16 protein-coding genes are annotated in these 19,510 nt (G+C 63.5%); 7 read left to right on the top strand and 9 right to left on the bottom strand.

The annotated features are described in order from the left end of the window. The first annotated feature begins 2 nt into the window (after positions 1 to 2). Positions 3 to 488 (top strand): TadE/TadG family type IV pilus assembly protein, encoded by a 486-nt coding sequence (locus VQ044_RS05980; protein ID WP_327646017.1) that lies wholly within the window; start codon positions 3 to 5, stop codon positions 486 to 488. Further along, on the top strand, positions 485 to 889 hold the full coding sequence (locus tag VQ044_RS05985) for a TadE/TadG family type IV pilus assembly protein (RefSeq protein WP_327646018.1): 405 nt from the start codon (positions 485 to 487) through the stop codon (positions 887 to 889). Before VQ044_RS05980 ends, VQ044_RS05985 begins: the two co-directional genes overlap by 4 nt. A 230-nt stretch (positions 890 to 1,119) precedes the next feature. On the opposite strand, the gene VQ044_RS05990 is transcribed toward VQ044_RS05985, so the two are convergent. Next, positions 1,120 to 1,362 carry a hypothetical protein gene (locus VQ044_RS05990; protein ID WP_327646019.1) on the bottom strand — a complete coding sequence of 81 codons (243 nt, stop codon included), beginning with the start codon at positions 1,360 to 1,362 and terminating at the stop codon, positions 1,120 to 1,122. Positions 1,363 to 2,286: 924 nt separating this feature from the next. On the opposite strand from VQ044_RS05990, the gene VQ044_RS05995 reads away from it, so the two are divergent. Beyond that, entirely contained in the window at positions 2,287 to 3,117 is an 831-nt protein-coding gene (locus VQ044_RS05995; protein WP_327646020.1) for a universal stress protein, read from the top strand. A gap of 50 nt (positions 3,118 to 3,167) precedes the next feature. On the opposite strand, the gene VQ044_RS06000 is transcribed toward VQ044_RS05995, so the two are convergent. Further along, complete coding sequence (locus VQ044_RS06000; RefSeq protein ID WP_327646021.1) at positions 3,168 to 5,315, bottom strand: EAL domain-containing protein; 2,148 nt, start codon at positions 5,313 to 5,315, stop codon at positions 3,168 to 3,170. Between the two features lie 339 nt (positions 5,316 to 5,654). On the opposite strand from VQ044_RS06000, the gene VQ044_RS06005 reads away from it, so the two are divergent. Further along, positions 5,655 to 6,482 carry a lytic murein transglycosylase gene (locus VQ044_RS06005; protein WP_327646022.1) on the top strand — a complete coding sequence of 276 codons (828 nt, stop codon included), beginning with the start codon at positions 5,655 to 5,657 and terminating at the stop codon, positions 6,480 to 6,482. An 89-nt stretch (positions 6,483 to 6,571) separates the two neighbouring features. Here VQ044_RS06005 and VQ044_RS06010 read toward each other — a convergent pair whose 3' ends face one another. After that, complete coding sequence (locus tag VQ044_RS06010; protein ID WP_327646023.1) at positions 6,572 to 7,303, bottom strand: glutathione S-transferase; 732 nt, start codon at positions 7,301 to 7,303, stop codon at positions 6,572 to 6,574. Positions 7,304 to 7,865: 562 nt separating this feature from the next. On the opposite strand from VQ044_RS06010, the gene VQ044_RS06015 reads away from it, so the two are divergent. After that, positions 7,866 to 9,374 carry a methyl-accepting chemotaxis protein gene (locus tag VQ044_RS06015; protein ID WP_327646024.1) on the top strand — a complete coding sequence of 503 codons (1,509 nt, stop codon included), beginning with the start codon at positions 7,866 to 7,868 and terminating at the stop codon, positions 9,372 to 9,374. 57 nt (positions 9,375 to 9,431) lie between these two features. Here VQ044_RS06015 and VQ044_RS06020 read toward each other — a convergent pair whose 3' ends face one another. From VQ044_RS06020 to VQ044_RS06030, 3 genes are all read right to left on the bottom strand, one after another. Continuing rightward, the gene (locus VQ044_RS06020) at positions 9,432 to 10,220 is read right to left on the bottom strand and encodes an ATP-binding cassette domain-containing protein (RefSeq protein WP_327646025.1); all 789 of its coding nucleotides are present in this window, start codon (positions 10,218 to 10,220) and stop codon (positions 9,432 to 9,434) included. Then, positions 10,217 to 11,287 carry an ABC transporter permease gene (locus VQ044_RS06025; RefSeq protein WP_327623663.1) on the bottom strand — a complete coding sequence of 357 codons (1,071 nt, stop codon included), beginning with the start codon at positions 11,285 to 11,287 and terminating at the stop codon, positions 10,217 to 10,219. Before VQ044_RS06025 ends, VQ044_RS06020 begins: the two co-directional genes overlap by 4 nt. Positions 11,288 to 11,386: 99 nt before the next feature. Continuing rightward, entirely contained in the window at positions 11,387 to 12,418 is a 1,032-nt protein-coding gene (locus VQ044_RS06030; RefSeq protein ID WP_327646026.1) for a sugar ABC transporter substrate-binding protein, read from the bottom strand. 251 nt (positions 12,419 to 12,669) lie between these two features. Here VQ044_RS06030 and VQ044_RS06035 point away from each other — a divergent pair, with 251 nt between their 5' ends. After that, on the top strand, positions 12,670 to 13,914 hold the full coding sequence (locus tag VQ044_RS06035; RefSeq protein ID WP_327646027.1) for an ROK family transcriptional regulator: 1,245 nt from the start codon (positions 12,670 to 12,672) through the stop codon (positions 13,912 to 13,914). Between the two features lie 143 nt (positions 13,915 to 14,057). Here the strand turns inward: VQ044_RS06035 and VQ044_RS06040 are convergent, their stop codons facing one another. Next, positions 14,058 to 16,097, bottom strand: coding sequence for an ATP-binding protein (locus tag VQ044_RS06040; RefSeq protein ID WP_327646028.1), 2,040 nt, complete (start codon positions 16,095 to 16,097; stop codon positions 14,058 to 14,060). 597 nt (positions 16,098 to 16,694) lie between these two features. Here VQ044_RS06040 and copM point away from each other — a divergent pair. Beyond that, positions 16,695 to 17,126: a CopM family metallochaperone gene (gene copM, locus VQ044_RS06045; protein ID WP_327646029.1), complete on the top strand. Its 432-nt coding sequence runs from the start codon at positions 16,695 to 16,697 to the stop codon at positions 17,124 to 17,126. Positions 17,127 to 17,181: 55 nt separating this feature from the next. Here the strand turns inward: copM and VQ044_RS06050 are convergent, their stop codons facing one another. Both VQ044_RS06050 and VQ044_RS06055 read right to left on the bottom strand, forming a co-directional pair. Next, on the bottom strand, positions 17,182 to 17,766 hold the full coding sequence (locus VQ044_RS06050; RefSeq protein ID WP_327646030.1) for a DUF2585 domain-containing protein: 585 nt from the start codon (positions 17,764 to 17,766) through the stop codon (positions 17,182 to 17,184). A 71-nt stretch (positions 17,767 to 17,837) separates the two neighbouring features. Further along, complete coding sequence (locus VQ044_RS06055; RefSeq protein ID WP_327650872.1) at positions 17,838 to 19,439, bottom strand: bifunctional metallophosphatase/5'-nucleotidase; 1,602 nt, start codon at positions 19,437 to 19,439, stop codon at positions 17,838 to 17,840. Between the last annotated feature and the right edge of the window lie 71 nt (positions 19,440 to 19,510).

Here is a 19,510-nt window from a genome sequence, read left to right on the forward strand (position 1 = left end):
CGATGGCATTCCGCCCGAAACGCTTTCGCGGAAACGAGTCTGGGATCGCCGCGCTGGAGTTCGCGATTCTGGCGCCGTTGTTCGCGATCGCGGCGATCGGAACCGCCGACTACGCGCTTCGCTTCGAGGCGCAAGCCTCGCTCGACGACGCCCTTCGCATTGCCGTCGAGGGCGCCATCCGGCTCGGCGACGATGCCGAGGGCGTGGCCGAATTTCTCAATCAGAACGGCTATTCTGCGACAACGACCACCTTTTCTTCGAGCGATTCGCCCAAAACCACCACTGCCGCCGAAGCGGGCGTGTTGCAGCTCGAGGTGCAGGCGACGGAAGCATGTTTCGAAAGCGGCGTCATGCAGGTGGGTGGGCGCGGCGAGACGGCTTGCGCCGGTCCGGAGAAGTGGCTCCGCCTGGCCAGCTCATACCGGATCGATACCTTTATCGCCGGAGCGGTCGACCTTGGCGCTCGGATCGATGTGAAGGTTCAATGAGCGGGATGCGGGTCGGGCCAGTCAGGCGTTTCCTCGAGGGTCGGCAAGGGACCACCTCGATCGAGTTCGCGGCGGTGAGCGTACCGTTCTTCCTGATGGTGTTCGGCCTGTTCGGCTTCGGCTATGTCGGCTACCTCGACAACGACCTGAAACATGCCGCCAACAACGTGCAGCGCTTCGTGCTCGTCAAGCACGTCACGGACAAGGCCATGATCGCGGAATTCGTCCGTAAGGACTTCCTTGGGGACGACGACAATCTCGACATCCAGGTCTATGAGACCGTCTCCGGCGGCCGGCGGTTCCTGAATGTCGATTTGGCCTTTGTCATCGCGTTTCCCGGACCAATCGAAGTGCTGCGGGAAGGCATGCGGTTGGAGCACAAGCGGATGATACCGCTGTAAGGCGGCCGCGCGGCGGATACGCCCGGCGGGCGAACGTCCTCAAAAGGCGATCGCAGGTTCCGATCATGGCGGGTATCGCGCCGCTCTTTCCACGGGGGCGATCGCCCGTATTGGGACGTGCTCGTTTCCAGAGCATCGGACCAAAAAGTGGAATCCGGTTCTTGGATAGCTCCGATGCTCAATCAAAGCGGTAGAGCGTCCTTTGTGCGTCCGAATGGACGCACGGCGCTCTAACGGACGCCCAGGATCTGCTTCGCTTGCGCGAGCTTTTGCACCGATTGCGCGTGCGAGCCGGCCGCATGCAGTCGTGCGCCCTCTTGACGGAGCGCGTTGACCTTGGCGCGGTCGGCATCGCTCACCGGCTTGGTCGCCAGCGCCTGATCGATGGTCGCCATGTCGGCGGGACACTGGAATGCGAAGGCCGGGGCGGCAAAGCCGATCGCCGCCGCCGTGGCAAGAACGAGGAATTTCATCTCGACGGACCTCCCTTGTCGGGAGGGGCCAGGCGCAACGCGATGGGAACCCAGCCCCCATGCCGGACAATCCGGTGCCGCGATCCTACGCGTCGCCGGGCGGCGGGACAATTCACGGTCGCATGATCTGACGCTGGCGAGCCGGTCCGGAACGCCAACGCTCGCCAGAAGCTGCGGCCGTCGTTGAATGTGTATCGGAGCGCGAGCATTGCCGGTGGGCGGCGAGCCCGGCCGGCCATCGGGAGCGGACCCACAAATCAAAATCATCGCTCGCCGCTTATTGGGGCAGTTGACGGCGAGCGATGAGTTTTTCGCGGGGTCGATGACCCCTCGAAGAACTTCTCTCTTTTACGACCGACATGGTTTTGTCGCATCCCTCAAATGGGGGATGCGCTGCAATTTTGGCAGCCACGGCGACGCGGTCGAGGGCCGTTCCTTCGCCAATGGTGCGATGTGGCGCCGGAGTGCGGGATCGCGGCGCCATCACGATCGGCCGTGGCGGGTTGGCGCAGAACGACGAAAAATTCCCTTGACGCCGCGAGGTGCGGGCGTAGTCTTTCCTTGCGTATAAGACGCCGGGGAGGTCTCCATGGAACCACCTATGTACGATGCCGCGAAAACCGCCGGGGCTGATGTTCGGGTCCCCGCGTAGCGGCTTCTCACTGACAGGTCTCCGGGAGTGGCTGATGAGCCGCTAAAGTCGTAGAAGGCTCTCCCTAGCCACTCCTGGATTTCGCTTTGGCGGAGGGTGCCGGTCGGAAAGCATTGATGATCCGCAAATTCTCAGTCCCGCCTGCTCTCTAGCGCGTCGTGCGTCCATCCGGGCGCCCAAAGGACGCGCTAACATCTTGATTGAGCATCGAGTTATCCAAAAACCGGAGCCCACTTTTTGGTCCGATGCTCTAGCGTTGAATGGCAAGCGCCATGAGGAACCTTCTCGTTCCGGTCAATTCGGATGGGCGGATGTGGCCGGTATTGGAGACAGCGCGTCTCGTGGCCGATATATTCGGTAGCTACATCGAGGGCATCGCGCAGCGCCCCGAATTGCCGGAGGTCGTTTCGGCCGAATTCATCGTCGCCGCGCCGACGCTCGACCTGGATTCGCAACAAAAACTCATGGACCAGGCGCATCGCGCATTCGATGAGTTCATGAACCAGGCCGGCGTTCCGCCCTACAGTGACGGTTCGAACGCGCCCTCTTTCGGTTGGGCCGGTCGGCATTTGGCGACAGACCTGCACATCGGCAGTTACGGGCGGTTGTTCGACCTGATCGTGCTGGGCCGCCCGAACGTGGCCGGAGAGCCAACCCGGATCGCGACTGTCGAGGCGGCGCTATTCGAAAGTGGCCGTCCGCTCTTGCTGGTGCCGCCGTCGGGGGCGACGACGATCGGCAAGACTGTCGTGATCGCCTGGAACGGCAGCACCGAAACTGCCAGGACCGTCGCATTGGCCATGCCGTTCCTTCAAAAAGCGCAGCGGGTGATCGTTCTGAGCGTCGACGGATGGGAGGTCGACGGGCCGAGCGGTGAGAGTCTGGCGCGCAATCTGCTGCGAGCGGGTATCGCCGCCGAGGCCACGACGCGCGACAGCGAGTCCTCGCCCGGTCAAGCCGTGCTCAAGCATGTGCAGGCGCTTGGCGGCGATCTCCTGATCAAGGGTGCCTATACCCAGAGCCGCCTCCGGCAGATGATTTTTGGCGGCGCGACGCGTCACATCATGAGCAAGGCCACCGTGCCGGTTCTGATCGCGCATTAGATCGTGCCGATCTGCCCACCTTGCTCGCTTCACGGCTCCAGGATCGTCGTTCAGCCCGCTTTGCGAATGCCCACGTCCTGGCGCGCCTGCAAGAGCTCCGCAAGCGGCTGCGGCCGGTGGAAGAAAAACCCCTGGCCATAGCCAATGCCAAGCGATCGCAGAATGGTGACGGATTCGGCATCCTCGATCCGCTCGGCGATGACATCGACGCCCAACTCGTGGGCGATCGTACCGATCGAGGCGACGACCGCTCGATCGAAGCGGCTTTTCGCCAGGTTTCGGACAAAGGCGCCGTCGATCTTGATGCTGTCGACCCGGAAGCGTTTGAGATAGGCGAAGGAACTCAAGCCCGCGCCGAAATCGTCGAGACTGATGCGGCAACCGGCCCGGCGGGCGTCGCGGACGAAGCGTTCGGCCGCGACGAAATTGTCGACCGCTGCCGTCTCGGTGATTTCGAAGACGAGACAGGCCGGCTCGACCTTGGTGCGTTCGATGACTGTCTTGACGAACGGCCAAAGCTCGGGGTCGCTCAGGGTATTGGCCGACAGGTTGATGGCGACTGACAAGCCGTTCGCCCTCAGGCTGGCGGCATGGGTTTCAAGCGTATGCTCGATGATCCAGCGGTCGACGGAGCCCATCAGGCCAAATCGCTCCGCGGCCGGAATGAACTGGCCTGGCGGAATGATCGAGCCGTCCGCGGCCATCATTCGACAAAGGATCTCGATATGGTGGCCCGGTTGGGAAGGGGCGTCGAGATCCCGAACCTCCTGCCCGAAGACCACCAGGCGCCGCTCGGCGAGAGCGTCGGCTAATCCCGATGCGACCTGGATCTGAGCCAGATTGCGTTGCGCGGCCCCGACGCTTGCCGAATAGGCGGATACGCGGTTGCGACCTGCGGATTTCGCGGCGTAGCAGGCGGCATCGGCGCGCGCGGTGGCGGTTTCGAGATCCAGCCCCGGATCATCGATCGCCGCGATACCGATGCTGGCTCCGATCTCGTGGTGTTTGCCGCCCCAATGTAGCCGGCGGGTACGGATTTCGGCGAGCAGCCCCGAGGCGATCGTCGTCGCGTCGTCCATATCGGCGACCGGAACGACGGCGGCGAATTCGTCGCCGCCCAGACGTCCGACGACGGTCTCGCGCGGCAGAAATCCCGTCAGCGTGCGCGCGACCATCTTCAGCAATGCGTCACCCGCCGCATGGCCGACCGTATCGTTGATCATCTTGAAACGGTCGAGGTCGAGATAGAGGAGCGCGCAGTCGCGACTGCCAATGGCGGCCTGGAGGTTTTCCTCGAACGCCACCCGGTTCAATAGTCCGGTCAGGGAATCGTGCCGCGCCGCGTAGGCCAGTTGGCGCTGCAGCGTGCGGGCGTTGGTGATATCCTGGATTACCAGAACCGCGCCGACCACCTGGCCGTCGGGATTGATGATCGGCGAGGCGAGATCGCGGACCGCCCGCCCACTGCCGTCACTTCGCACGAAAATCGCATTCTCTTCACGGTCGACGGTGCGGCGCGACAGGACAGCACGATGGGTGGAGGAGGCGAGCGGTGCCTCGGTCTCTTCGTCGACCAGAGGAAAAACGTCGTCGATATTGGCGCCAACAAGTGCCGCTTGGGCGCTGCGCAGCAGACGCGCCGCGGCGGGATTGGCGAAGGTGATGCGGTTGCCGACGTCGGTGCTGATGACCGCGTCGCCGATCGACTGAAGCGTGATGCGCAGACATTCCTTTTCGGCGGCGAGTGCCGCGGCGTTTTGCACCTGCTCGGTGATGTCCCAGATGCTGCCGACAAGCAGCGGCGGCGCGTCGCTATAGTGGACCCGCCGGGCGAGCGCCTGCAGATGCCGGATTTCGCCGTTTGGCTTGACGATCCGGTAGGAGGTCTTCATCGGCTCGCCGGTTTCGGCCGTGATCGCGATGGCGCGCTCGGCCGCGGCGGCATCGTCCGGGTGAAGGTGCTCGTGCCAGGTCGAACGTGGCACCTCGGCGGGACCGGGACCCATGCCGTAGATGTCGCGTATTCGCTGATCCCAGACGAGGCGGCCGCTCTCGGTCTCGAACTGCCACAGGCCGACCTGGCCCGCATCGGCAGGGCGTCGAGGGATGGTGAGGAAGGGTGCGGAGCAGCGTCGGTCATGCGCGCAACCTGCCCCACTTTCAGGCAAAAAATCGTTAAGGGCGACGGACCAATTCATCCCCGCCAAGACCAATGCCGACCGTTCGGCGGTCGGTGCTCGATCGCTGCTCCCGAAGCCGCAATCGCACGCGGGCGCATCACCCGGACGGGTGTCGCAGGAACGATCCGTTTACCCAAAGTGTTACGCCGACGGACATTGTCGCATCCCTGCACTACGCAAGGATGGCCTAATAGGGTAAGAAACCCAATGGTTTCACGTTTTTTGGCGACGATAGCGGCGGAATCCCGTTTGGCGCTCCACTTGCGTTAGCGGCGGATCGCTGTCCGTCCAACCCCGCAACCTCCACACGGCCGGCCCAGGCTGTCGCTTTCAATGCATCTGCACAAGGAAAACCCCATGAAGGCTCGACTGACATCCATCCGGGCGCTCGCCGCGACTTTGGCACTGGCACTTGGCGTAACCGCCGCTCCGGCGCTGGCCGCCCAGTGTGGCAATGGTCCCGGCGGCTTCAACCAATGGAAACAGCAATTCGCCCAGGAGGCGCAGCGCGCCGGAATCTCCGCAGGCACCATCCAATCCGCGCTGATGCCGACAAAGTACAGCAGCAAGGTCATCAGTCTCGACCGCAACCAGCATTCCATGAAGCTGTCGCTCGACGCCTTCATGCAGCGCCGGGCGCCGGCATCCTTCGTCAAGAAGGGCAAAGGGATCATCCAGAAGAACGCCGGCCTGTTGAACTCCATCGAACAGCGCTACGGCGTCCAGAAGGAGGTCATTGTCGCGATCTGGGGCATGGAGACCGGCTTCGGTGCGAATTCCGGCAACATGAACATCTTCAGCTCGCTGGCGACGCTGGCCTATGATTGCCGCCGCTCGGCCTTCTTCACCGAGGAACTGCTGGCGGCTCTGGCGATCGTCGATCGCGGCGATATGCGGCCGGAGAATATGCGTGGCGCCTGGGCCGGCGAGATCGGCCAGACCCAGTTCCTGGCCAAGAACTATCTGCGCTTCGCCGTCGACGGCGACGGCAACGGCCGGCGCGACCTGATCAATTCGAAGGCCGATGTGCTCGCCTCGACCGCGAACTTCCTGCGTCAGCATGGCTGGCGGCCGGGCGCCGGATACCAGGAGGGGCAGCCGAATTTCTCGGTGCTGCGCGACTGGAATCGGGCCGGTGTCTATCAGAAGGCGCTGGCGCTGTTCGCCTCCAAGCTCGCCAATTGATGAGGTTGTAGGGCGGGGCGTTCCGCTCCGCCGCCATCGATTGCAACGCCCCGACCGCAGTGCCGGGGCGTTTGCGCGTCGGGTCGGCGTCAGTCGGCGTCGAGTTCCGGGTAATAGCGAAAGATGCCGTCCTCATTGAAGGCGATGCGCCGCTTGCTCGCCAGATAGGCGGCGACCGCCGGATGGGCGGCGACCCGCGCTGCCAGCGCCTCGGTTTTCGGGTAGTCCGCAGCGAGTGCCGCCATCCGCTTGGGAAAGGCGTAAGCGAGGCCGGCAAGGGTCTGGAACAGGCCGAGATCGGCATAGGATAAGTCAGCGCCGACGAGAAAGCCGGAGCCAGCCGGATTGGCGGCGATCAGGCGCTCGTACCAGCCGAGATATTTCGGCATGCGTTTGTCGCGAAAGCCGGCCGCGCGCCGCTTCGCCTCGCTTTTTTGATCCTCGTAATAGTCCTCGATGCCGACCGGATGATGGGTGTCGTGCGCCTCGTTGACAAAATCGGCAGTGGTCAGAGCGATCGAGCGGGCAAACAGCCGGTCGGCTTCGTCCTTCGGCGCAAGCCCATGACGCTCGCCGAGAAAGACACAAATCTCGGTAGTTTGCGAAATCAGCAGATCTCCATCCACAAGGAAAGGCGGCGCGAACGGGGTGCGATGGCCATGGCGGCCGGCGACAAACGCCATCATGGCGCCGATACCGCCGCCTTCGCTTTCCGGCAGCCGCGCCACGTCGCGATAGGGCGCTTCAGCCGCTTCCAGGACGAGGCGCACATATTCGCCGCGACCCGGAATCATCGGCCAGTAATAGAGATCGTAGGTCATACACGCTCCTTCAGAGCCGCTTCATAGCGGACGGGAGAGGTGGCGGCGTTCGGGGGAATTCAGCGCCAGACGAAGGTGGCGTTTATATTGTCGACGGACGAAATCTCATCCGAGACAATAGGCAAAAGGCTGAGAAGGCTCGATGAAAAATGAAGCGGTGGCAACTCGCTGCGCCCCTCCTCAAAGGATTTCCGCCCATTAATACTGCGACAATTGTCGTATGCCTTGTCCGACGATGAAACCGCTGCGCGGACCGGCTTGGCGAATTGCGTTCGAAGCCGGAAAAATTCGCTGCAATGCCAATGGAATCGGATGGGATTTCCAGCCCGATAGCGAGTGTCCTGTTCGATCTCTCATCTTCAAGTGAAACGCCAACCGGGGCCCCAAGGTAAACGAATTCATAAAGATGTCTGGCTACGTATATCGAGGCGAGAGCGTGATTCGACGTTCGATTCCGGCGGGAAACGTCAGGAAGCCAAATACGGTAGAAATTTCTTTCCCCAAGGGTCAAAACATGCACGCCAGCACCCCCCAGAAAAATAATGAGCCCGCCTCCGCGGGCTTGGACGCCGCAAGCCTCGCCGCGTTGCGACGCATCGAACCCATTCTCACGAGCGTGCTGGATGGCGCGCTTGACCAGTTCTACACGGTGATCCGTGGCAATTCATCCATGAAGGCGTTCTTCACCGACGAACGACATTTGCAGTATGCCTATGACAAGCAGAAGGAGCATTGGCTGGCTCTCGCCAAGGGGGAAATCGGAGCCGCCCATGTCGCGCGAACGGAGCGCATCGGCACGGCCCATGCGCGCATCGGCCTCGAGCCGAAAGAGTTCATCGCTGGCTACGGGTCGCTGCTCGGAGCGCTCGCCAGCCGAACCCTGGCACAGCTCTGGCCGAAAGGCCTCTTCGTCAAAGGCAAGACAGAAGAGGTCACGGCCTCGATCGACGCCCTGATCCAAGTCGCGCTCCTCGACATGGAGCGCACGATCTCCAGCTATCTGGATATCCTCACCCGGCAGGCGTCCGAGAAAAGCATCCAGGAAGAGCAGCAACGCGGCGCGGCTCGCAGCATCGTCGTCGACGAACTGGGCAAGGCGCTGAAGCGGATGGCCGAGGGCGATCTGTCCCAACCGATCACGGCGGCGTTTCCTGAAGAGTTTCAGGCGCTGAAGGACGATTTCAATCAGGCCGTCACGGCGTTCGGGGGCACCGTCGCGTCAACGCGCGGATCGGCGGAGGCGGTGGAAACCGGCGCGCGGGAGATCGCCAGCGCATCGGAGGATCTCGCCCGCCGCACCGAGCAGCAAGCCGCCGGCCTGGAAGAGACCGCCGCCGCCCTGCAGCAGCTCGCCGTTGGGGTTCAGGGCGCATCGAGCCGCGCCGCCGAGGTTTCGGCGAATGTCCAAAGTTCGATGAACGAAGCCCGGAATGTCGGAGAGATCGTCCAGAAGGCGGTCGCGGCGATGGGCCGGATCGAGCAGTCGTCGAAAGAAATCGGCATGATCATCGGGGTGATCGACGAGATCGCCTTTCAGACCAATCTTCTGGCGCTGAACGCCGGGGTCGAGGCGGCGCGGGCCGGCGAGGCCGGTCGCGGCTTTGCCGTGGTCGCCCAGGAGGTGCGCGGGCTCGCCCAGCGTTCGGCGGAGGCCGCCAAGGAGATCAAGACGCTGATTTCGGCAAGTTCGGTGGAAATCGCGAGCGGGGTCGAGCTGGTCGGGGGCACGGGCGAGGCGCTCGGCAAGATCGTCGAACGCTCCACGGAGATCACCGCTGGCGTGGCCGATCTCGCCAACACGTCCAGTGAACAGGCCATCGCCATCAAGGAGGTGAACACCGCCGTCGCGCAGATGGACCAGCATACCCAGCAGAACGCGGCGATGGTCGAGCAGGCGGCCGCAGTCGCGGTCACGCTCAGGGACACGGCCTCCGAGCTGTTGCGAATGATGGCCGAAATCCGCACGACCGCCGATGGCGACGCTGGCAATTCGGCTCATTCAGGGCCGGCTCGCCAGCGGGCGAAGACCCTCGAAAGAGGCCTTCGCAGGAACGGCATGATCGCGGCCTGACGGCGAGCGACCGGCGGCACGTCACGCGCCGCCGGTCGCCACCATCTCGGCTTGAAATTATGCCGCTGCCATCTCCGGCTCCGGCTGCTTGGCGCCAGTCATCAGCGCAACCGCGTCGTTCATCGTCGCGTTCTTCGGATCGACGACGCACAGACGCCGTCCCAGCCGGTGGATGTGAATCCGGTCGGCGACCTCGAAGACATGCGGCATATTGTGCGAGATCAGCACGATCGGCATGCCGCGCGAGCGTACGTCCTGGATCAGCTCAAGAACTTTGCGCGATTCCTTGACGCCAAGCGCCGCCGTCGGCTCGTCGAGGATCAGCACCTTGGAGCCGAAAGCCGCCGCGCGGGCCACCGCGACGCCCTGGCGCTGACCACCGGACAAGGTCTCCACCGCCTGGGCGATGTTCTGGATGGTCATCAGCCCGAGTTCGGAGAGTTTGTCGCGGGCGATCTTTTCCATCGCGGCGCGGTCGAGCATCCGGAGATATTTGCCGAGCGGGCCGGGTTTGCGGATCTCGCGCCCCAGGAACATGTTGTCGGCGATCGACAGGGCCGGCGACAGCGCGAGATTCTGGTAGACCGTCTCGATGCCGGCGTCGCGCGCCTGCATCGGCGCGGTGAACCGCACCGGCTCGCCGTTCAGCCGGATTTCGCCTTCGTCGACGACGACCGCGCCGGACAGCGCCTTGATCAGCGTCGACTTGCCAGCGCCGTTGTCGCCGATAACCGCCAGGATCTCGCCCGGATAGAGGTCGAAGTCGGCGTGGTCGAGAGCGGTGACGCGGCCGTAGTTCTTGACGAGGCCGCGGGCCGACAGGACGGGAGTCTGGGAGGCGCTCATGCGGAGATCTTCCTGATCCACTGGTCGATGGCGACCGCGATGATGATGAGCCAGCCGGTGGCGAAGACCTGCCACAGTACGTCGACACCGCCGAGCCGCAGGCCGGAATTGAACACGCCGACAATGAGGGCGCCGATCATCGGCCCGAGGATCGAGCCGCGGCCGCCGAACAGGGAGATGCCGCCGATCACCACGGCGGTGATCGATTCCAGATTGGCCTCGAAGAACGACGTGGGGCTGACCGAGCCGACGCGGCCGATCGAGGCCCACGCGGCGATGGCGCAGATGAAGCCGGCGACGACATAGACCGAGACCAGCGTGCGGTCGGTGCGAATGCCGGAGAGCTCCGCCGCTTCCTTGTCGTCGCCAATGGCGTAGACATGCCGGCCCCAGGCGGTGCGGTTGAGCACGTACCAAAGGATCAGGAAGATCGCGATCATCAGGACGACGCCCCAGGTCAGCACCGCGCCGCCTAGGGTGAAACGTTCGCCGAACAGCTTCAGGAGTGGCGCGTCGGCGTCGAGCGTCTGGCTGCGGATGGTCTCGCGATTGGAGAAATAATAGTTCAGCGCCAGAAAGATGTTCCAGGTGCCCAGCGTCGTGATGAAGGGTGGCAGCCGCACGCGGGTGACCAAAATGCCGTTGAGCAAGCCGGTGAGCGCGCCGACGACGAGGCCGACCAGAATCGCCAGCGGCACCGGCAGGCCGAACTCGGTCGACAGCCGGCCCATGATCACCGAAACCATCACCATGACGGCGGCGACCGACAAATCGATGCCGGCGGTGAGGATGACGAGGCTCTGCGCCGCCGCCAATATGCCGACGATCGCCACCTGCTGCATGATCAGCGACAGGTTGAAGGCGGAGAAGAAATTGTCGGAGACGAGACCGAACACCAACACCGACAGCAAGAGCACGATGACCGGCACCATGGTCGGGTTGCCGTGCAGGAAATGCTGCAGGTTGCCGAGCGGGCCGCGCGGGCGATGCCCGAAGGCGGCGACGGCGCTGTCGCTCTGGCTCAGGGAGGATTCGAAATCCGCCCCCTTGTCGGTGGTTTCAGTCATGGCGTGTCGCTCCGGAAGGCCAGGGCCGCTAACGCATCAACGCGCGAGGGACGGGCGGGGTCAAGTGGACGGCCCGCGAAGGGCCGCCCACTTGGAAGATCAGCCCCAGCAGCGATCGGTGCCTTCCTTGACGTCGATCGACTCGACGCCATCGACGGCCTTGTCCGTCACCAGATTGACGCCGGTGTCGAAGAAATCGAGCCCTTCGCTCGGCTTGGGCACGGTGCCGTCCTTGGCGAACTGGGCGATCGCCTCGATGCCCTTGGACGCCATGTCCAGCGGGTATTGCTGCGAGGTGGCGCCGATCACGCCCTCCTCGACGTTCTTGACGCCCGGGCAGCCGCCGTCGACGGAAACGATCAGCACGCCTTCGGTCTTGCCGAATGATTTCAGCGCCTCGTAGGCTCCGGCGGCCGAGGGCTCGTTGATGGTATAGACTACGTTGATGTCGGGGTCCTTCTGCAGAAGGTTTTCCATCGCGGTGCGGCCACCTTCCTCGTTGCCGGCGGTGACGTCATGGCCGACGATGCGCGGGTCGTCCTCGTCGCCAATCTTCTTCTCGTCCTTGATGTCGATGCCGAAGCCCTTGAGGAAGCCCTGGTCGCGCAGGACATCGACCGAGGGTGCCGACGGCGACAGGTCGAGCAGCGCGATCTTGGCGTCGGCCGCCTTGTCGCCCAGCGTTGCCTTGGCCCACTGGCCGATCAGCTCGCCGGCCTTGAAATTGTCGGTGGCGAAGGTTGCGTCGGCCGCATCGATCGGCTCCAGCGGCGTATCGAGCGCGATGACCAGAACGCCCTGGTCGCGGGCCTGCTTGACCACGTCGGTGATCGCCTTGGTGTCGGACGCGGTGATCAGGATGCCCTTGGCGCCGGCGGCGATGCAGCTTTCGACCGCCTGGACCTGGGTCTCGTGATCGCCGTCGACCTTACCGGCGAAGGTCGACAGCTCGATGCCGAGCTCTTTGGCCTTGGCGGTGGCGCCTTCCTTCATCTTGACGAAGAAGGGGTTGATGTCGGTCTTGGTGATCAGGCAGGCCTTGGTGCCTTCCTGCGCGGCGGCCGGAGCGGCAAGCCCGGCAACGGTCGCGGCGACGATGGCGGTGGATGCGAGAAGCGTGCGGATTGTCACGGACAAACCCTCCCAAACTGAATGATAAATGCGCCGGGTAGCGCCCGGTCGGCGGGCCGGGCCGCCTCCTCGACAGCCCGATCACTCCTCACGAAACACCACGGCCTGCGGCTTGTCAATGAATATAAATCAGGTGGATTTATTTATTGACCGAAACTTCGCGGAGTGGAACAGTTGCACCCACGTCGAGCGCCAAAGCGTCAGACGCCGTCCTTGGAATCGCGATCGGTTTGGGGATTGGGGAGGAACGCATGGATCACACGACGGCCGGCGAGACAGCCGCGGCGACACGTCGCGACGAACGCATGCGCGGCTCGAACCAGGCCGGCCTGAGGGCCCACAACGAGCGCGCCGTGCTGACGCTGATCCGCCGCCACGGCGAGCTGGCCAAGGCCGATATCGCCCGGCACACCGGCCTGTCGCCGCAAACCGCGTCGGTGATCATGCGCGCGCTGGAGGCCGAACATCTGGTGCTGCGCGAAAAGCCTCGTCGCGGCCGGGTGGGCCAGCCCTCGGTGCCGATGCGGCTCAACCCCGACGGGGTGTTCTCACTGGGGGTCAAGATCGGCCGGCGCTCGGTCGAGCTGGTGCTGATGGATTTCGTCGGCGTTATACGAGCGCGCGAACGCCGCACCTATGCCTATCCCAAGCTCGACGCCGTCTTGGACTTCGTCGCCGTTGCCGCGGCGCGCGTCGTCGCCGCGATCGAGCCGGAATTGCGAACGCGGATCGTCGGCCTCGGCGTCGCCATGCCCTTCGAGCTGTGGTCGTGGGCCGACGAAATCGACGCACCGGCGACGATTATGGACGAATGGCGCAGCGCCGACATTGTCGGGCTCCTGGGCGAAGCGACCGGCCTGTCGGTTCATCTCGCCAACGACGCGACCGCCGCCTGCGCTGCCGAGAACGTCTTCGGCGCCACGCGCTCGTCGGATTATCTCTACGTCTTCGTCGGAGCCTTCGTCGGCGGCGGGCTTGTCATCGGTGGCGACGTCGTCACCGGTCGGACCGGCAATGCCGCGGCGCTCGGACCGATGCCGGTACCCCGCGCTAGGGTGGCGGGTTCCGACACGGGCGGATTCGACGAACTGATAAACGTCGCCTCGATCTTTGTCCTGGAGAAGATGATCGCCGAAGATGGCGGCGATCCAAGTGCGATCTGGCGAAGCGATGCGGCCTGGGACGGGCTCGGCCCCATCCTCGATCGCTGGCTGGCGATCGCCGGGGAGGGGCTCGCCCATGCTTTCGTTGCGGCGAGTTCGATCTATGATTTCGAATGTGCGGTCATCGACGGCGGCTTTCCGCCGGCCGTGCGCGCGCGCCTGGTCGCGACAACCGAACGGGCGATGGCGAACCTCAAGCGCAAGGGCTTGACGCCGCTGGAGATCCGGCCTGGCACGATCGGTTCCAGCGCCCGCGAGATCGGCTCGGCCAGCCTGCCGCTCTTCGCGCGCTATCTGCTGGATCACCGGGTGCTCTACGCGGAGGGGGGGTAGGGCTTCTCCTCACCGTGTGGCGATCACCCCGGTCGAAAGCGCGCAGGCGTGAAGTCAGCGGCGGGGTCTCCTCCGCCATTTGCGCGATTCTGTCAAAGTCAGGCGATGGTGTCGCCGTTCTGCTGCCTCGCGGCCCCGATGCTCTAGGCGCCGGGCGATAGAGCCGACGCGGGTAGAAAACTCTTGACGAGTCTCGCCACGTCCAGTTCCGACGACCGCGTCTTGGTCACCGTCGCCCTGACGCGCGCATGCACATCGCGGCTGATCTCCGCCGCCGAGAAGACGATCACCGCAGTCTGTTCGGGTAGATCCGGCAGCAGATCGAGCCCCGATCCGTCGGGCAGCGCGATATCGAGGATGACGACGTCGAACTGGCTGTGGGCAAGAATCTGCCGAGCCTCGGTCAAGGAGCGCGCTGACGCGATCGAGATATCCGTCCCCAATCCCATCGACATGATGTGGAGAACGCTTTCGTCGTCCTCTACATGCAAGATCCGCGGCCGGAGATCGCCGGACTCCGGCGGAAGCTCGAGTTCCCTCGACGCGGCGAGGAATTCCGCCAGATCGACGTAGAACACGGTCCCCGCGCCCAACTGTGTGTCGAAGCCGATCGTGCCATCGAGCTTTTCCACAATGGCCTTGGCGATGCTGAGGCCGAGGCCGGTGCCACCTTTCTCCCGTGTATCGGAGGCATCCGCCTGTTCGAACTTGCCGAAAATCCGCTCCCGAAACGCGTCCTCGATGCCCGGTCCCGTGTCGATCACCGAAAGGCGCAGCCGGCCGCCCTCGCGTCGTCCGATCTTCACCGTGACCGTTGCTCCGACCGGAGAAAATTTGATCGCGTTCGACAGAAGGTTGGCAAGCACCTGATGCAGGCGGTTGGGGTCGATGTTCGCCTGCGCGCGCGGAGCGTCGTCGATCAGTACGGTCTGGATCTGTCGCTCGGGGAGATAGTTGGCACTGGCGCTGATGGCGCCCTCGATCAAGTCACGAAGGGGCGTGGGCCTCAGATCGAACTGCATCTTCCCCGATTCGATCTTCTCCATGTCGAGAATGTCGTTGATCAACAGCACCAAACGTTCGCTGTTATCGTGCGCGATCTCGACCAGGCGGGCGGCCTTGGCCGGCAGTTCCCCCGCCATGCCGGCGGCGACGAGGCCAAGCGAGCCGCGGATCGAGGTCAAAGGCGTGCGCAACTCGTGGCTGACGGTCGCGATGAATTCGGCCTTGACCTGAGCCGCGCGCTTCATCTCGGTGATGTCGCGATTGTAGGTGATAATTCCGACGACGCGGCCTTGTTCATTCCTGAGAGGGACCTTGAGCGTCGAAAGCCAGCCGGTCGTTCCGTTCGGCAATAGCGTCTCCTGGTCGACGCGCTCGGGTTTGCCGCGCTTCAACATGGCGGCTTCGTCCTGCCGGAATTTTTCCGCCAGGTCGGCTGGATAGAAGTCGAAGTCGGATTTGCCGATCAGGCCTTCCGCGGTGTCCGCCCGCATCAGCGTCGCCGTGGCCGGGTTGGCGACGACGAACCGGCCCTCCATATCCTTCACGTTGAGGCAGTCGGGCAGTTCACGCACCATCGCCCGGTAGATCAGGTTGGAGGTCAACAGGTCGCGCCGCCGCGCCTGCCATTGCAACACGACGGTCATCAGTACCGTACTGACGAAGGTGAGCGCGACGAGCGGAAATCCGGTGCTTGCGAGAAGCGCCATGCGCATGTCCGCCGGGACGGCGACATAGGCGAGCAGTCGGGAAAACGCGACCACGAGCGCGACGATCAGGATAAGGCTGGTCGTCTTGGGCCGAGACCGCGTCCACCAGAAACCGGCAAGCCCGACAAGGCAAGCGATCAGCAGATCAAGAACGCCCGCTGGCACGCCCGCGCCGCCAAGATGCAGACGGTAGATCAGGGTTGCCGTCCCGGCGACGGCCACTGCCGGCAGACCGCCGAAGAAGGCCGCGGCGGCCACCAACGGTGCGCGCAGGTCGATGACAAACCCCGGGAACAGCGGTTGCGCCGTCGCCATCGACACGATGGCGCCGCCGCCCATGATGAGCCCCAGGAGCAGGGGCTGGAGCCGCACCGACAGCCGCCCCGTCCACTCGCTGATGAAGTCCCACAGTACGACCAGGATCGCAACGAGCGCGAGGTTCGCAAAAAGGGATTGCCAAAGCGATGCCATGCCTTTTGCTAGCAGGTTACGATTAAACGGACATTACCGGCGCCACAGGCACAGTCAGTTTCCGAAAGTTCTATAATTTCCGAAATAAACTTCGGTCGCCATTCGTCAGTAAATCATCGTATTACAAGAAAGGCATATCGGACGATATCCACGGTCTTGCTGCGTGGCGGCGCGGCATTTCGAGGCGAGTGCCAGTGCCGGACATCAGGGGGCTTACCTGGAAGGCGGGGGAGGGGCGTGTGGGGGTCCGCCGCACAATCACCCAATCGCCCATCGTGGTCATGGCCGTACGCCGGACTCCGCGGTGCGGCACATCGAAACTGACTGGCGTCACTGGCTATATTTCTGTAATCTTATAATATACCATTATAGACAAGAAGATATATTATATCTATACGATATTAACATATATATCCTATAAATTTGCATTATTTATATTTGTAAATTGGTATATTACCATGAGTAAAATATACATGTTCCGAAATTGCTGTAATCGCCAGCTAGACGTCATCAAACGGTCATAGATGAGTGTGTGTTGCGAAGGCCGACCCGGCATCGGCCTGGCGAGGCACCGCAATCAACCTGGAGATCAAGACCATGCGCAAGTTTCTCGCTAATGCGGCGCTCGCCGCCGTTCTTGCTCTGCCGGCAGTTGCCGGCTTCGCGCAGGACGGCCAGAAGGCCGGCGGCGACGATATGGGCAAGATGATGCAGGGCCAAGCTGACATGCAGGGGCAGACGATGTCCATGCAAGAGGGCGTTGCCCCAACGCAAAGCTCGCAAGGCTACATGGATGCCATGCAGCGTATGCAGGAGCAGATGGGAGCCATCCAGATGTCCGGGGATGCCGATACCGATTTTGCGAAGATGATGATCCCCCACCATCAAAGCGCGATCGAGATGGCGAAGGTCGAGCTGGAGAACGGCAAGGACGAGGAATTGAAGGCGCTAGCTCAGAAGATGATCGATGATCAAGAGAAGGAAATCGAGCAGCTACAGACTTGGCTGGAAAAGAACGAGAAGAAATAACGTCAGACTCGTTAGCGCAGCTGGGCGAAAGCCCGGCTGCGCTGTGATCATAGGGCTACGCCCCGCCCTGCCAGACCTTCACCGCCTCGATCGGCCAGAGCAGCATCAGGACGTTGAGGGTGAGATTGTCGCGGATCATCCATCCGGTGAACAGCTCGAAGGTGACGGCGATCAGGACCGTCAGCCAGACCGGCAGCCGGTCGGCCAGCCAGAAGCCGAGCACCATGAAGCCGAGATCGCTGACCGAATTGACGATGCTGTCGCCGAAATAGTCGAGCGAGATCGTCGCCTCGCGGTAGTGCTGGATCACCCTGTCGGTGTTCTCGGCGATCTCCCAGGCGCTTTCGACGATGAGTGCCAGGACGAGCCGGGCGCCGAGCGACCAGCGCCGCAAAACCAGCCATCCAAGCCCGAAAAAGATGAAGCCGTGGATGACGTGCGAGGGCGAATACCAGTCCGACAGATGCTGGGAGTTTTCCGAGCTTTGCACCACGCCGTGCCAGAGCTTGACCGTGCCGCAGGTGCAGATCGGTTCGCGGCCCATGGCGTAGAGGACAAGCGCCGCCAGCGCGACGATGACGAGCCCGATCAGGGCGTGCCACCGGGAATATCCGGCGGTCGAGACGGTCGTTTGCGGCATGGCCTATCCTCGACACGAAGAGGCCGGCGCGTCCCGCCGGCCTCATGTCCTATATCGTCGCAGGCTTGCGCCTACTGTTCCTCGGTGATCCGCCCGTCGGTGGCGGGATCATAGGCGGCGTTGTCCCGGCCAAGATACTGCGCCACCACCTCGTCGAGCGCCGGGCCGAAATCATAGGCCTCCATCCCCTTGTCGGCGAAGATCTTGTAGCCGTCGCCGCCGCCGCGCATGAAGTCGTTGGAGACGATGAGATAGGTCTTCTCCGGGTCGAGCGGCACGAAGCCATCACCCTCCTTGACCGCGACCGACGTCACCCGGTCCTCGCCCGGCGTGCCGGCTTTCGACCAGGTGAACTTCAGCCCAGCCACCTGCGGGAACCGGCCGCCGCCTTCCTCGACCTCGGAGACGCCATTCTCCAGCGCCTTTTTGAAGTCGGTGCCGGTCAGCTTGAAGGTCGCCAGCGTGTTCTGGAACGGTAAGACGGTCAGCACCTCGCCCATGGTGATCTCACCGGCGTCGATCGAGGCGCGCAGGCCGCCGCCATTGGTGATGGCGATCTCGGCGCCCTGGTCCCTGACCCGGTCGAGCATCGCCTCGGCGACAAGGTTGCCCATCTGGCATTCGCCCGCCCGGCAGGTGTCGCGGCCGCCGTCGATCGGCGCGCTCGTCTCGGCCACGACCTTCTGGCGGATTTCGTCCAGCGGCTTGGCCAGTTCCGCGATTCGGGTCTTCAGCGCGCTGTCTTCGACCACCTCGCCATCCATGATGATCGGCTCGCCCGAGGCGGCGGTGACGATGCCGGCATCGTCGAAGGTCACGTCCAGCTGGCCGAGATATTTGCCATAGGCATAGGCCTGGACGATGGCCACATCGCCCTCGGGCCCCTTGATCATGGTCGGGTAGGGGCCCTTGGCTTTCTTGTCGGTGTTCGACAACAGCGTGTTGGTGTGGCCGCCGACGATGACGTCGATGCCGGGTACTTCGGCCGCGACGCGCTGGTCGACCGCGTAGCCGGAATGGCTGAGCACGACGATCTTGGTGACGCCCTCGCCGGTCAATTTTTCGACCTCGCGTTTCAAGGCCGCCACCGGATCGGCGAAACTGACGTTCGGGCCGGGGCTCGACAATTCGGCCGTGTCGGCCGGCGTGATGCCGATCAGGCCGATCCTTTCGCCGTCCTTCTCGATCACCGTCGAGGATTTCAGCGCGTCGGCGAGTTCCGGCTCCTTGGAAATATCCGCATTGGCGAGCAGGATCGGGAAGTCGATCGCCTCCATGAAGGCGCGCAGCACCTTTGGCCCGTCGTCGAACTCGTGATTGCCGACCGTCATCGCCTCGTAGCCGAGCGTGTTCATCAGCTCGGCCGCCGCCTTGCCCTTGTATTTGGTATAGAACAGCGAGCCTTGGAACTGGTCGCCGCCGTCGACGGGAATCGAATTCGCCGCCGCTTCCCGCGCGGCCTTGATGCCGGTCGCGAGCCGCGCCGAGCCACCGAAACAGGCGTTCTCGGCGGCGTCCTTCTCGCCGCAGCCCGAATCGTATTTGTTGATCGGCTCGATGCGGCTGTGAAAATCATTGGTGTGCAGGATCGTCAGTCTGTACTCGGCGAGCGCGGCGCCGCCACTCGCGGCGGTCAGCGCCAGTGCGGCGGCGGAAGCGAAAAGCAGTCGCATGTCAGATCCTTCCCATCATGGCGGGGCGCCAGGGTCGGCGGCGATGCCATCTCCCGGCGGGCGTTGGTCGC

Source organism: Aurantimonas sp. C2-5-R2 (assembly GCF_036549495.1).
In the GTDB taxonomy this organism is placed as follows: Bacteria; Pseudomonadota; Alphaproteobacteria; order Rhizobiales; family Rhizobiaceae; genus Aurantimonas; species Aurantimonas coralicida_A.

Coding starts and splice junctions, on each gene's coding strand:
- VQ044_RS05980 (WP_327646017.1), top strand. CDS start 3: ATGGCATTCCGCCCGAAACGCTTTCGCGGAAACGAGTCTGGGATCGCC.
- VQ044_RS05985 (WP_327646018.1), top strand. CDS start 485: ATGAGCGGGATGCGGGTCGGGCCAGTCAGGCGTTTCCTCGAGGGTCGG.
- VQ044_RS05990 (WP_327646019.1), bottom strand. CDS start 1,362: ATGAAATTCCTCGTTCTTGCCACGGCGGCGGCGATCGGCTTTGCCGCC.
- VQ044_RS05995 (WP_327646020.1), top strand. CDS start 2,287: ATGAGGAACCTTCTCGTTCCGGTCAATTCGGATGGGCGGATGTGGCCG.
- VQ044_RS06000 (WP_327646021.1), bottom strand. CDS start 5,315: ATGAATTGGTCCGTCGCCCTTAACGATTTTTTGCCTGAAAGTGGGGCA.
- VQ044_RS06005 (WP_327646022.1), top strand. CDS start 5,655: ATGAAGGCTCGACTGACATCCATCCGGGCGCTCGCCGCGACTTTGGCA.
- VQ044_RS06010 (WP_327646023.1), bottom strand. CDS start 7,303: ATGACCTACGATCTCTATTACTGGCCGATGATTCCGGGTCGCGGCGAA.
- VQ044_RS06020 (WP_327646025.1), bottom strand. CDS start 10,220: ATGAGCGCCTCCCAGACTCCCGTCCTGTCGGCCCGCGGCCTCGTCAAG.
- VQ044_RS06025 (WP_327623663.1), bottom strand. CDS start 11,287: ATGACTGAAACCACCGACAAGGGGGCGGATTTCGAATCCTCCCTGAGC.
- VQ044_RS06035 (WP_327646027.1), top strand. CDS start 12,670: ATGGATCACACGACGGCCGGCGAGACAGCCGCGGCGACACGTCGCGAC.
- VQ044_RS06040 (WP_327646028.1), bottom strand. CDS start 16,097: ATGGCATCGCTTTGGCAATCCCTTTTTGCGAACCTCGCGCTCGTTGCG.
- copM (WP_327646029.1), top strand. CDS start 16,695: ATGCGCAAGTTTCTCGCTAATGCGGCGCTCGCCGCCGTTCTTGCTCTG.
- VQ044_RS06050 (WP_327646030.1), bottom strand. CDS start 17,766: ATGCCGCAAACGACCGTCTCGACCGCCGGATATTCCCGGTGGCACGCC.
- VQ044_RS06055 (WP_327650872.1), bottom strand. CDS start 19,439: ATGCGACTGCTTTTCGCTTCCGCCGCCGCACTGGCGCTGACCGCCGCG.